Below are 14,616 nucleotides of genomic sequence, written 5' to 3'. Positions count from 1 at the left end.
TTTTATTCCTTTTTCAAGGGATAAGCATAGATATGGACTTTTGTGGCCCAATTAAAGACATTTCAAAAGTTATTACCCATTATCAAGACCATAAAGTTTATGGAGACTCTTTCCTTGAATATGTAGTTGAAGATTACATTGATAATAACACCGAAAGTGAAGAACATCATAATGATTCTGAAGAACAGGAAGTACCAGTTCATTCTCATCATCAGTGTTGCCAATCTGTACTATTGTATATTGCTAATAAAAACATTTTCTCAATAAATCAATTAAACATTGAAGAGAGAAAGCAAATTAATTCATATAAAGAAACCTTTCGTTCCAGATACTTGGAATCCCCTTTCCAACCCCCGCAAGTTTAATTCAGTTTTTATAGGATTACTATATCCTTCTAAGATCGCTATGGTCAATCTCATTCGATAGCTTCTCAAGTCCTATCGAAATGTTTAACTGAATTAATACATGTATTATGATTAATAAAATCATTGATTTCTCAATCAATAACAAGTTCATTATTGGTTTGCTAACGCTTACCATTATTGGAGCAGGTATCTGGAGTATGACCAAAGTGCCCATAGATGCCGTTCCGGATATTACCAACAACCAAGTTCAGGTAATAACGCAATCCCCAAATTTAGGTACAGAAGATATTGAGCAAATAGTTACCTATCCTGTTGAGGTGGCAATGAGTAATTTGCCCAATGTGGAAGAAATTCGCTCAATTTCACGCTTTGGCCTGTCAGTAGTAACCATTGTATTTGATGATGATATGGGTACATATCTTCCGAGACAATTGGTTGCTGAAAAACTCAACGAAGTAAAAGAACAAATTCCTGCGGGTTTTGGAGAACCTACAATGGGACCTATTTCCACAGGTCTTGGAGAGATATACCAATACACATTAAAAGTAAAACCAGAATATCAAGGTAAATATTCCATTTCAGATGTGCGTACAATGCAAGACTGGATTGTACAACGTCAAATGGCAATGGTTCCTGGTGTTGTCGAGGTCAACGCTATTGGTGGTAAAATAAAACAGTATGAAGTAGCTGTAGACCCTAACGAGCTTAAATCTATAGGGATTACCATTTCAGATGTATTTGAAGCCCTTGAAGCTAATAATGAAAATACGGGAGGTGCTTATATAGAAAAAAACCATCAGGCTAATTTTATAAGAGGCGAAGGATTGGTAAGAAGTTTAGACGACATTAAAAAAATTACGGTTAAAACCATTAATAATGTACCTATTACCATTGGTGATATAGCAACGGTTCAATTTGGTTCAGCCATTCGTTACGGAGCATTAACACAAGACGGGGAAGGAGAGGTTGTCGGTGGCTTGGTAATGATGCTTAAAGGAGCAAATTCAAATGATGTGATTGCCAATGTTAAAGAGCGAATGGTTGAAATACAAAAATCGTTGCCAGAAGGTGTTGTTATTGAACCACTTTTAGACAGAAGTAAGTTAATTGGTGAAACCACTTCTACAGTAGCTGCCAATCTTATTGAAGGGGCTTTAATCGTTATTTTCGTCCTCATTTTCTTGTTGGGTAATTGGCGAGGTGGTTTAATTGTAGCATCAACTATTCCACTATCGTTACTCTTTGCATTTATTTTAATGAATGTATTCAACGTATGGGCAAACCTGATGAGTTTAGGAGCTATAGACTTCGGAATTATTGTAGATGGTGCAGTGATTATTGTGGAGTCTACGGTATTCCTTATCGCTTCCCAAGTACTTAAAAAGAAAAAAATAACAACCAAGGAGCGTGATGAGGTTGCTGCATCGGCTTCCAAAAAAATGATGAATGCAGCGTTCTTTGGCCAGCTAATTATTCTTATCGTATTTCTTCCCATTTTAGCCTTACAAGGCATTGAAGGTAAAATGTTCAAACCAATGGCATTGACCTTCATCTTCGCTATGTTGGGAGCTATGGTATTGTGCCTTACCTATGTGCCCATGATGTCTGCTTTGGTATTGAGAACACCAAAAAATGATAAATTATCTTATGGTGATAAATTTGTGCATTGGGTTGAAGATAAGTACAAACCTTTATTGCAAAGAGCACTCTTAAAAGGAAAATGGATTGTAGGAATTGCAGTGGCACTATTTGCGGTAACAGTTTTTATGTTTACCCGAATGGGAGGTGAATTTATCCCACAACTCGATGAAGGCGATATTGCATTCCACGCCATTTTAAAACCGGGTAGTTCATTATCTGAAACCGTAGAAACCACAACTAAAATAGAACAAATAGTTAAGGCTAAATTTCCAGAAGTAGAAAAAATTGTGAGCCGCATTGGTGTAGCTGAAATACCAACAGACCCAATGCCTATGGATTTAGCAGATGTATTTGTTATACTGAAACCTAAAAGCGAATGGACTACGGTAGAAACGAAAGACGAGCTTATTGAAGCAATGAAAGAAGCTGTTGAAATAATTCCTGGCGTGAATTATGAATTTACCCAACCTATAGAAATGCGTTTTAATGAATTGTTGGAAGGAGTTCGAGAAGACATTGCCATAAAGCTATATGGTGAAGACATCGAGGTCTTATCCCAAAAAGCAGAAGAAATTACTAAAATAATTGCAGGAACACCGGGTATTGGTGATATGAAAGCCGAAGCCACAACAGGTTTGCCTCAAATGACTATAAATTATAATAGAGATAAGTTGGCACAATATGGACTGCAAATCAACACACTTAACAAAATGGTGCAATCGGCATTTGCCGGAGGAAATGCAGGCGTTATTTTTGAAGGCGAAAAGCGGTTTGATTTGGTAGTTCGTTTAAACCAACACAACCGTAAGGATATATCAGATATTCAAAATCTGTTTATCAATTTGCCTTCGGGGACACAAATTCCACTTCGTGAAGTAGCTGATATATCTTATAAAGCGGGACCTATGCAAATAAGCAGGGACAATACCAACAGAAGAACCTATGTAGGTATCAATGTAAGAGGACGTGATGTAAAATCGTTGGTAGGTGAAATCAAAACCAAATTAGATGCACAACTGGATTTGCCTTCTGGTTACTTCATTCGATATGGTGGTGCTTTTGAAAATTTAGAACGTGCCAGTAACCGCTTACAAACCGTAGTGCCTATTGCCTTACTACTTATTTTCGTATTGATATACTTTGCTTTAAAATCAGTACCACAAACCTTAATGATATACATTGCTATTCCAATGGCAACCATTGGTGGTGTGGTGGCTTTATGGTTGCGTGATATGCCATTTAGCATTTCGGCAGGTGTTGGTTTTATTGTATTGTTTGGGGTTGCCGTGTTAAACGGCTTGGTTATGATAAGTGGCCTAAATGAATTGAAAGAAGAAGGTGTCACCAATTTAAAAGAAAGGATTTTGGAAGGTACAAAGCGAAGAATACGCCCTATTATGCTAACAGCATTTACAGATGTGTTGGGCTTTTTACCAATGGCTGTTTCAGCATCGGCAGGTGCAGAAGTTCAACGCCCATTGGCAACCGTAGTTATTGGTGGTTTATTAACTTCAACATTACTCACCTTATTTGTATTACCTATTTTATACCATTGGGTTGAGAATAAATCGTTTAGGTTAAAGCCAAACAAAAAAATAGTGAGTGCAACCGCAGTACTGGTTTTAATGTTGGTGTTTTCAACTCGAAGTAATGCACAACAAATCACGGATACCTTGTCTAAAATTTCGTTGAACGAAGCTGTTGCTTTATCTAAAAAGAACTACCCACTATTGAAACAAAAACAATTGGAAGTTACCAAACAAGAAAACCTAAAATCTACGGCATATGATTTTGGTTCTACTCAAATCTTTACAGGAGGTGAAGAAGTCAAAGATGGAACAGGAATCTACACAACGGTCGGTGTTGGTCAATCAAATATGGATGTGTTTGGAATCGGAGCAAAACGAAAACTGCAACAACAACGCATTCTGTTATCACAAAAAATAGTGCAATTATCTGAACTGGAGGTAGAACTGGAAGTAAAAAAAGCGTGGGCAAAATGTTATCAGTCTATGAGAAACTTTCAGTTGTACAAAGAGCTTGATTCCATCTATGGTAATTTTGAACAAGCAGTTACGCTGAACTTTGAAGTGGAAGCCATTTCTAAATTGGAGTATTCAGCAGCAAAAAACCAAGTATTTCAAATTCAGAATATAAAAGTACAGGCATACAGGGATTATCTTATTGCTATCCAACAGTTAAATCTTTGGTTGTTTGATGACGAAATTTATACTGTATCAGAAGAATTGGAAAACATTGCAACGATTGAAACTGATAGCTTATCAACAAATGAACATCCAATGGTTACTGTTTCAGAAAATCAATTGAATGTCGCCGAAGCAGAATTGAGGGCAGCAAAAGCCGATAATTTACCAAAATTGAACCTTCAAGGTGGTTTACAAAAAGTTAATGGTGATTCAGGTTTTTATACCTATCAAGCAGGAATTTCCATTCCATTCCTGTCTGGTTCAAACAAAGCCCGAATTAAATCGGCAAAAATTGACAATGCTATTGCAGAAAGTAATTTGCTATTCAAAAAACAAGAATTACAATCACAATATGCACAAGCAAAAGAAAATTATTTAAAATGGAAACTGTCTTGGGAATTTTACGAAACACAAGTATTACCGTTAACCAAAGACCAAAAATCAGGAGCGTTGTTGGCGTATAAGGAAGGCGAAATCGATTATACCACCTTTACACAATTGGTAAAAGAAGCTGTGCAGTCAGAACTGGAAGCTCAAAACGCTTTAATCAATTATTTAGAAAGTACGTTTCAATTACAATATTTCAATCAATAATATTATGAAAAAAACAGCATATAAATACATCGTAGTCATTTTTGCAGCACTCTTTATGGTGTCTTGCGGCAATAAAGAAAACCATTCAGAAAATGATGGACATTCTCACGATAAGGAAGAACAAACAAGTGAAAATAAGGACCACCACGAAGAAGGTGAAGTAATGCTTAATCAACAACAGTTTGAAGCCTTAAAAATGAAAATAGATACTTTGGCCTTGCGCAATATGAGTGGTTATGTAGAGGCAAACGGCACATTGGAAGTACCACCCCAAAACGAAGCTGCTATTACTTCTGTAGTAGGTGCAAACGTAACATCTATAAAAGTAATTGAGGGCGATAAAGTTGAAAAAGGTCAGGTTGTGGCTTATTTGTCACACCCTAACATCATTGCCTTACAGACCGATTACCTAAACGCTTATAGCAATAGTGAACTTTCAAAGAAAAACTTTGAACGTCAAAAGAAATTGTATGATGCAGGTGTAGGATCTGGTGCCAATTTTCAAAAAGCGGAAGCAGAATACAAAAGCTCAACAGCGTTGGTAAATGGTTTAGGAGCTCAATTGAAAATTTTGAATATTAATACTGTATCTGTTCGTAACGGTACCATTACACAACAAATTTCTTTGCGAAGCCCCATTGAAGGTTTTGTTCAAAAAGTCGAGGTTAAAACAGGACAGTATGTAGAACCACAAACCGAACTGTTCGAGATTGTCAATACGCATCACGTTCACGCAGATTTGATGGTGTTTGAAAAAGACGTACACAAAGTAAAACAAGGGCAAAAGGTAACTTTTAGTGTGCAATCCTTACCAGATTCAAAGCTTACGGCCGAGATTTACTCGGTAAGCAAAACCTTTGAGGACAGTCCCAAAGCGGTTCATGTACACGCTGAAATCGAAAACAAGTCAGGTAATCTCATCCCTGGTATGTACATTCAAGGAAGAATACAGACTAACAGCGTAAAAACAAAAGCTTTGCCCGAAAGTGCTATTGTAAAAGATGGTAATAGTTTTTTTGTTTTTATGGTAGAAAGGAAAGGAGGAAATTGGGCATTTAAACCTATAGAAGTGATAACTGGAGAAAAAGATGGTGATTGGATGGCTGTTACTTTTTCGCAAGAAATACCGGTAAATACCAAGTTTGCCTACAATAATGCGTATTACCTTATAGCAGAAATGAAAAAAGGAGATGCAGAACACACTCATTAATTATGGAAAGAATAGAACAATTATTAGAGTCACGAGGTATTCGTATAACTGCAATGCGTTTATTAATATATAAATTTCTTGCAGAAAAAGAAATTGCTGTAACGTTAAGCGATATTGAAAATGCTTTTGATAAGGCAGATAGAACAACGCTTTACAGAACAATAAAAACTTTTGAAGAAAAGGATATTGTACATCAAATAGACGATGGTACTGGCATCACCAAATATGCGTTGTGTGAGCAAGGTTGTAGTTGCGATATTAAAACAGATTTACACTTACACTTTCATTGTACTAATTGTGGTGAAACAGTTTGTTTAACAGACCATAAAATACCTCAAATCAAGGTTCCTAAAGGTTTTATTTCCGAAAATGTAAACTTGGTAGTAAAAGGGATTTGCGATAAATGTAGCGGTAAATAATGCACTTCTATTGCATCCCATTTTTACGGAACTTTGAATTTAAGACAAATTAAAAATGAAAAAAAAGAAAATTAATTTAAGAGACTTAAAACCTGATTCTGATAACGGGCATAGTCACGATGATGGCCACAATCACGGTAAAAGTTCAAGTCAATTTAATGCCTACATTCCTGCAGTTATAAGTTTTACAATGCTTATTGTTGGAATAGGATTGGACTATTTTGATGTTTCTTTTTTTAAGGATTGGCTTCGTATAATTTGGTACACCATAGCATATCTCCCTGTTGGTTTTCCGGTAGTAAAAGAAGGTTGGGAAAGTATAAAAAAGGGGGATGTATTTACCGAGTTCTTTTTAATGTCTATTGCAACAATAGGTGCATTTATCATTGGTGAATATCCAGAAGGTGTTGCGGTAATGCTATTTTATGCAGTAGGGGAATTATTTCAAAATGCAGCAGTCAATAGAGCAAAAGGAAATATTCAGGCCTTATTGGATGTAAGACCAAAGGAAGCCAATGTTTTTCGTAATGGGGATTATATAAGCGTATCGCCCGAAAGTGTCGAAATAGGTGAAAAAATCCAAATACGTGTGGGTGAAAAAATCCCATTGGACGGTATTCTGCTATCTGAAAAAGCATCTTTAAATACCGCAGCGTTAACTGGCGAAAGTAAACCTGACATCATAAATAAAAAGTCAAAAGTATATGCAGGAAGCATCAATCTGGAAAGTGTGATTGAAGTGGAAGTTACCAGTAAGTTTGAAGACAGTTCAATTGCAAGGATATTGGATTTGGTACAAAATGCCACAGCAAGAAAGTCCAAAACCGAACTGTTTATTAGGAAATTTGCCAGGATATACACACCAATTGTGGTTTTTCTTGCTATTGGTTTAACGTTTCTACCGTACTTTTTTGTAGATGATTATGTCTTTAGAGACTGGTTATATCGAGCCTTGATTTTCTTGGTAATATCCTGTCCATGTGCATTGGTAATTTCTATTCCGTTAGGTTACTTTGGTGGATTGGGTGCAGCTTCAAAAAATGGCATTCTCTTTAAAGGAGCTTCGTTTCTCGATGCAATGACCCAGATAAACACTTTGGTAATGGACAAAACAGGAACGGTAACCAAAGGAGTTTTCAAAATCAAAAGCATTAAGACCTTTGATTGGGATGAAGAAGAATTTATGAACTATCTAATGGCAATGGAAAAGCAATCTACACATCCTATTGCTAAAGCTATTATGGAATACCAGAAAGGAACCAACAATTTTGAAGCACAAGACGTTTCTGAAGTCGCAGGTAAAGGATTAAAAGGTATTGTAAACGGTAAGACGGTTTTAGTAGGAAATAAGGCCTTAATGACTCTGAATGATATTGATGTTCCAACTGAAACGGAATCTATTGTAGAATCAATAGTATTAGTTGCAATCGACAATCAATTTGCAGGTTATGTAGTTATAGCAGATGAATTAAAGGAAGATGCTAAAGAAACCATTTCAAGTTTGCATCAAGTAGGTATAAAAAAAATAATGATGCTTTCTGGCGATAAAGATTCCATAACCCAACAAGTGGCAAAAGAATTGAATATAGAAAAGGCTAAAGGCGGTTTATTGCCAGAGGATAAATTAAAGGAAGTAGAAATTTTAAAGAAGAATCCTGAAAATAAAGTAGCTTTTATAGGTGATGGTATTAACGATGCACCTGTTTTAGCAGCAAGTAATGTTGGTATTGCAATGGGTGGTTTAGGTAGTGATGTAGCTATTGAAACAGCAGATGTCATTATTCAAACAGACCAACCATCTAAAGTAGTGAGAGCCATTAAAATTAGTCGTTCTACACGCAAAGTAGTTTGGCAGAATATCATTTTAGCTTTTGGTGTCAAAGTGATTGTTTTGATTTTAGGAGCAGGTGGTTTAGCTACAATGTGGGAAGCAGTATTTGCAGACGTAGGCGTGGCATTATTAGCAATTTTAAATGCTGTTAGATTACAGAAAATGAAATGGAGTTAAGCATTAAACTTCTGTTAATTAAATAAGTATTTGTTATAATTTCGTAACTTCGCAATTACAATGAAAAAAGTATTCCATAAAATAATGGCTTTGGTAATGGCTTTTGTAGTGTTATTCTCTACAATGTCGTTCACTATTAATATGCATTATTGTGGTGATACTTTGGTAGAAACTGCTCTTTTTCATAAAGCCAAAGGTTGCGGTATGGAAATGAGCAACCCTTCAACTGAAAGCTGTTCTATTACAAAGAAAGACTGTTGTGATGATAGGCAATTATCAATTGAAGGTCAAGATGAGTTACAACTTACCATTGATAAAATTTCTTTTGAACAACAAGTATTCATTACATCTTTCGTATATACTTATATCAACCTTTTTGAAGGATTAGATAGCAATGTATCTTCTTATGAAGAATACAAACCACCACTCGTCGTCAGGCAAATCTTCAAGATTGACGAGACTTATTTAATTTGATTTTTAAACATTAGACTGTTTTATCCTATGGCTTTATGCTATGTGGATAATTTGTTGTATTCGGTGTTTTCTCAACACCAATGTCTAACTGTTTAATAATCAAAAATTATGCTTAATAAAGCAATCAAATTTCTTATAGAAAATAAACTCGTTGCAGTACTACTACTCGTCCTTTTCATAGGTTGGGGAACTGTTAATGCACCATTTAATTGGGATACAGGTTTTTTACCAAGTAATCCTGTAGCTGTAGATGCCATACCAGATATAGGGGAAAATCAACAAATTGTGTTCACCAAATGGGATGGTCGTTCACCACAAGATATTGAAGACCAAATTACCTATCCATTAACCACATCATTGTTGGGTATTCCTGGAGTAAAAACCATACGCAGCTCGTCTATGTTTGGCTTTTCAAGTATCTATATCATTTTCGAAGAAGACATAGAGTTTTACTGGAGTAGAAGTCGTATTCTCGAAAAACTCAATTCATTACCAAGTGGTTTATTGCCTGAAGGTGTTAATCCTGCATTGGGTCCAGATGCTACAGGATTAGGTCAAATATTTTGGTACACTCTTGAAGGTCGTGACGAAAACGGAAACGTTACTGGCGGATGGGATTTACACGAATTACGAAGCATTCAAGATTACTATGTAAAATATGCACTATCCTCTGCAAGTGGTGTATCTGAAGTAGCATCTATTGGTGGGTATGTGCAAGAATATCAGGTAGATGTAAACCCAGAACTAATGCGACAATACAATATAGGTTTACATCACATTGTAAAAGCAGTTAAAGAAAGTAACCGAGATATTGGAGCACAGACGTTAGAAATCAATCAAGCCGAATATCTGGTACGTGGTTTGGGTTATGTGAAATCCATAGCAGACATCGAAAATGCAGTAGTAACTTCAGAAGATTACACAGCTATCAAAATTAAAGATGTGGCAAAAGTGTCTTTAGGTCCTGCAACAAGACGTGGAATTTTAGACAAAGAAGGTGCAGAAGTGGTTGGTGGTGTTGTAGTAGCACGTTATGGCGCTAACCCAATGGAAGTGATTAATAATGTAAAAGCCAAAATAAACGAATTAAGCGCAGGTTTACCCACAAAAACGTTAGTAGATGGTAGAACCTCACAAGTTACTATTGTACCATTTTACGACCGTACAGAATTAATTCAAGAAACTTTAGGCACACTCAATGAAGCCTTAACATTAGAGATACTCATTACCATTTTGGTCATTATCATTATGGTATTTAATCTTCGAGCATCAGTACTTATATCTGGACTTCTACCTGTTGCGGTGTTAATGGTGTTTATAGCAATGAAACTCTTTGGAGTAGATGCCAATATTGTAGCACTATCAGGTATTGCTATTGCTATTGGCACGATGGTAGATGTTGGAGTCATTCTTTCAGAAAATATAATAAGGCATTTAGACGAAAACGGAAACAAATTACCAATAAACACAGTCGTTTACAACGCAACAGCAGAAGTTTCAGGCGCAATCGTAACCGCAGTAATGACAACCATTATCAGTTTTATTCCTGTATTTACAATGATTGGTGCTGAAGGAAAATTATTTAGGCCATTAGCATTCACAAAAACCTTTGCATTAACAGCTTCGATAATTGTAGCCTTATTTTTAATTCCACCGTTTGCAGCCTTTTTATTCCGAAAAAAGAGCATTCAAAAACATTTTAAATATGCTTTAAACGGTGTTTTAATAGTATTAGGAATAACTGCTATTTACTTCGAGTACTGGTTAGGAATAATACTCATAGCTTTTGGTGTGACAGCTTTATTGAATCTTCAAAACAAGATTTCAGATAAACAGGGAAACTTTGCCAACATTATCATTTCGGCTTCGGCAATCGTATTTTTATTAGCAGAATATTGGCGACCGTTAGGCGCAAACGAAAGTATCTTCTTAAACCTCATTTTTGTAGCTATTATTTGCTTTGGATTATTAGGTGTATTTGCATTATTCATTAAATACTACACACGTATTTTAAGATGGTGTTTAGACAATAAATTATTATTTCTTTCCATACCTACAGCAATTGTCATTGCAGGATTTTTCATAATGAAAAATACAGGTAAGGAGTTTATGCCATCATTAAATGAAGGTTCTTTTCTGTTAATGCCTACCTCAATGCCACATTCTGGTGTGGAAGAAAATAAGCGCGTTTTACAGCAATTGGATATGGCAGTAGCAAGTATTCCAGAGATACTTACTGTTGTTGGGAAAGCAGGAAGAACGGAATCAGCTTTAGATCCTGCACCATTATCAATGTATGAAAACATCATTCAATACAAACCTGAATATATGCTGAATGACAAAGGAGAACGTCAGCGTTTCAAAGTCAATGAAGATGGATTATATCAATTAAAAGATGGTCGTTTAATACACAATGAAAATATAGCTGTCAGTTCGAGCGCAGTCGAGAACAAAGCGTTTATAAAGTCAACTTTATTAAACATAGAAAGGTCTCAATTAATCCCAGACGATGATGGCGAGTTTTACCGAAACTGGCGACCAGAAATACAATCACCAGACGATATTTGGAACGAAATTGTAAAAGTCACCAAATTACCAGGTGTCACATCAGCACCAAAATTACAACCTATTGAAACTCGATTGGTAATGCTACAAACAGGTATGCGTGCACCAATGGGAATCAAAATAAAAGGACAAGATTTAAAAGAAATTGAAGCTTTTGGAATGCAGTTAGAAACCATTTTAAAAGAAGCTGAAGGTGTAAAGGATGAAGCCGTTTTTGCAGACCGTATTGTAGGTAAACCGTATTTACTAATTGATATTGACAGAGAAAAAATTGCACGTTATGGTGTAAGTATTGAAGAGGTGCAAAACGTATTAAAAGTAGCTGTTGGTGGTATGTCATTAACCCAAACCGTTGAGGGTCGTGAGCGTTATGGCGTTCGTGTACGTTATCCAAGAGAATTACGAGCAAACCCAACCGATTTACAACAAATTTACGTGCCTGTTGAAAAAGGCAGTCCTGTACCTTTAAGCGAATTGGCAACCATTCGTTATGAGCAAGGTCCACAAGTGATTAAAAGTGAAGATACCTTTTTAGTGGGTTATGTGTTGTTTGATAAACTAGATGGTTATGCAGAAGTCAATGTAGTTGAAAATGCGCAGGCAATGATTCAAAGCAAGATTGATGCAGGTGAATTAATAGTCCCAAAAGGCATTAATTATCAATTTACAGGAACTTACGAAAACCAATTACGTGCCGAAAAAACCTTATCGGTAGTTGTACCATTAGCATTGGCTATCATCTTTTTAATTCTGTACTTCCAATTCCGTTCGGTGGGTACATCATTAATGGTTTTTACAGGTATTGCAGTAGCATTTGCAGGTGGCTTTTTAATGATATGGTTATACGGACAATCGTGGTTTTTAAACTTCAGTGTCTTTGGCGAAAACCTACGTGATTTATTCCAAATGCACACCATTAATTTAAGTGTGGCCGTTTGGGTAGGCTTCATTGCACTTTTTGGTATAGCAACCGATGACGGAGTAGTAATGGCAACCTACTTAACGCAAACATTCGATAGAAATTCACCGGAAACTAAAAAGGAAATTAGAGCATCTATTGTAGAAGCAGGTGAAAAACGTATTAGACCGTGTTTAATGACTACTGCAACAACCATTTTAGCACTCTTGCCTGTACTTACATCAACAGGAAGAGGTAGTGATATTATGATTCCTATGGCAATACCGAGTTTCGGAGGAATGTTAATCGCTTTAATCACCTTATTTGTTGTGCCAGTTTTATATAGCTGGAAAGCCGAAGTTCAACTTAAAAGAGCATCAAAATGAAATATAAATCAATACACATAAAAATCGTCTTGGCTCTTGGCTCTTGTTTCTTGAGTCTTTTTGCAAACGCTCAACAATTAGAAACATTAATTAATGAAGCGTTGGAAAACAATCCCGAAATTCAAAAATTCGAGTTGCAATACAAAAGAGTTTCAGAAAAAGTAAATGAAGTCAATACGATTCCTAATACTGAATTTGGCGTCGGTTACTTTGTTAGTGAACCAGAAACACGTACAGGCGCTCAAAGGTTTAAAGTATCAGCAAAACAAATGTTACCTTGGTTTGGTACAATTACCTCTCGTGAAGATTATGTAACCGCATTAGCAGATGCGAAATATGAAGACATCGTCATTACCAAACGTAAACTAATGGCTTCAGTATCGCAATCCTATTATAACCTGTATGCAAACCAAGCAAAACAGAAAATATTGAGTGATAATATTAAATTGTTGGAAACCTATGAAACTATGGCGTTGACTTCAGTAGAGGTTGGTAAAGCGTCAGCAGTAGATGTATTGCGTTTGCAAATGCGACAAAACGATTTACAGCAATTAAAAGACGTGTTGCAACAACAGTTTTTAGCAGAACGAACTAATTTTAATAATCTTTTGAATAGGAAAAATGATGTTGTAGTTACTGTGGTAGATAGCTTAACAATTCCGATTGAAGATTTTGAAATCAATACTGAAAATCTATCGGTACATCCTGAATTAGTAAAGTTTGATAAACTCTATCAGTCTGTAGAAAAGTCGGAATTACTAAATCAAAAAGAAAGTAGTCCAATGATTGGTTTTGGATTAGATTATATAAATGTTTCCGAAAGACCAGATATGAATTTCTCGGATAACGGTAAAGATATTGTAATGCCTATGGTTTCGGTGTCCATTCCCATTTTCAATAAGAAATACAAATCTATTTCCAAACAAAACGAACTGGAACAACAAGAAATCAACTATCAAAAGCAAGAGCGTTTAAACAGTTTAAAAACGGTATTAGATAAAGCTATAAACGACCGTATTTCAGCAAGAATAAGCCATAAAACAGCATCAAAAAACCTGAAACAAGCTAAAGATGCAGAGCAAATACTCATCAAAAGCTATGAAACTGGCACTATTGATTTTAACGATGTTTTAGATATTCAGGAATTGCAATTAAAGTTTCAAATCAATCAAATAGAAGCGGTGAAAAATTACTATGTGCAGAGTACAATCATTAATTACTTAACAAATTAAAAATGACACATACATTATTTATAAAAAATATGGTTTGTAATCGCTGTAAAATGTCAATTCTTAAACTTTTAAATGATGAAGGTTTCGAAGTAGAGACTATTCAACTCGGAAAAATAACAGTTAAAGAAAACCCAAATAATGATTACTTAAAATTTGAAAAGAATTTAAATGAATTAGGTTTTGAATTGATTAAAGACCCGACTAAAGCTTTGGTTGAAAAAATTAAAATCAACCTTATTCAGCATATTGAAGCGAATGATACCAATACCATTCTTGCTAATCTTGAAAGCGAAATGAGTAAGAGCTATTCCGTATTGAGTAAAACCTTCAGTAAGTCAGAAGGTATAACATTAGAAAAATACTTTATCAACCTAAAAATTGAAAAGGTTAAGGAATATATACAGTTACAAGAGCTGAATTTTTCAGAAATAGCATATACCCTCAATTACAAAAATAGTAGCCATTTAGCAAAACAGTTTAAACAGGTGACAGGTATGTCTATGACTGATTTTAAAAACCTACAAATAGATGACAGAAAACCATTAGACCAAATTGTATAAATATTATCCAATATTAGGAAAACCATACTGGCAAGTGAAAGGTAGTTTTGTGGGTTA

At 35.5% G+C, this 14,616-nt stretch carries 9 protein-coding genes; all 9 read left to right on the top strand.

From position 1 onward, the window contains the following. Window positions 1-32: 32 nt before the first annotated feature. The 9 genes from DMZ43_RS02355 to DMZ43_RS02315 all read left to right on the top strand — a co-directional run bounded on the left by DMZ43_RS02355 (window position 33) and on the right by DMZ43_RS02315 (window position 14,559). On the top strand, window positions 33-365 hold the full coding sequence (locus tag DMZ43_RS02355) for a hypothetical protein (RefSeq protein ID WP_238155756.1): 333 nt from the start codon (window positions 33-35) through the stop codon (window positions 363-365). A 107-nt stretch (window positions 366-472) separates the two neighbouring features. Beyond that, on the top strand, window positions 473-4,807 hold the full coding sequence (locus DMZ43_RS02350) for a CusA/CzcA family heavy metal efflux RND transporter (protein WP_131506050.1): 4,335 nt from the start codon (window positions 473-475) through the stop codon (window positions 4,805-4,807). Between the two features lie 4 nt (window positions 4,808-4,811). Beyond that, window positions 4,812-6,017 (top strand): efflux RND transporter periplasmic adaptor subunit, encoded by a 1,206-nt coding sequence (locus tag DMZ43_RS02345; protein WP_131506049.1) that lies wholly within the window; start codon window positions 4,812-4,814, stop codon window positions 6,015-6,017. Between the two features lie 2 nt (window positions 6,018-6,019). Next, window positions 6,020-6,436 carry a Fur family transcriptional regulator gene (locus tag DMZ43_RS02340; protein ID WP_131506048.1) on the top strand — a complete coding sequence of 139 codons (417 nt, stop codon included), beginning with the start codon at window positions 6,020-6,022 and terminating at the stop codon, window positions 6,434-6,436. Window positions 6,437-6,491: 55 nt separating this feature from the next. Beyond that, window positions 6,492-8,444, top strand: a complete 1,953-nt coding sequence (locus tag DMZ43_RS02335) for a heavy metal translocating P-type ATPase (protein WP_131506047.1) — start codon at window positions 6,492-6,494, stop codon at window positions 8,442-8,444. Window positions 8,445-8,504: 60 nt separating this feature from the next. Then, window positions 8,505-8,918, top strand: a complete 414-nt coding sequence (locus tag DMZ43_RS02330) for a hypothetical protein (RefSeq protein ID WP_131506046.1) — start codon at window positions 8,505-8,507, stop codon at window positions 8,916-8,918. 108 nt (window positions 8,919-9,026) lie between these two features. After that, window positions 9,027-12,767, top strand: coding sequence for an efflux RND transporter permease subunit (locus DMZ43_RS02325; RefSeq protein ID WP_131506045.1), 3,741 nt, complete (start codon window positions 9,027-9,029; stop codon window positions 12,765-12,767). Beyond that, on the top strand, window positions 12,764-13,999 hold the full coding sequence (locus tag DMZ43_RS02320; protein ID WP_131506044.1) for a TolC family protein: 1,236 nt from the start codon (window positions 12,764-12,766) through the stop codon (window positions 13,997-13,999). Before DMZ43_RS02325 ends, DMZ43_RS02320 begins: the two co-directional genes overlap by 4 nt. Window positions 14,000-14,049: 50 nt before the next feature. After that, window positions 14,050-14,559, top strand: a complete 510-nt coding sequence (locus tag DMZ43_RS02315; RefSeq protein WP_238155755.1) for an AraC family transcriptional regulator — start codon at window positions 14,050-14,052, stop codon at window positions 14,557-14,559. Window positions 14,560-14,616 lie beyond the last annotated feature (57 nt).

The sequence above is a fragment of the Meridianimaribacter sp. CL38 genome, from assembly GCF_004328055.1.
GTDB classification, from domain to species: domain Bacteria; phylum Bacteroidota; class Bacteroidia; order Flavobacteriales; family Flavobacteriaceae; genus Gaetbulibacter_B; species Gaetbulibacter_B jejuensis.
Note: the sequence above shows the minus strand (reverse complement) of the source record. Positions and strands in the feature narration are given on the sequence as shown.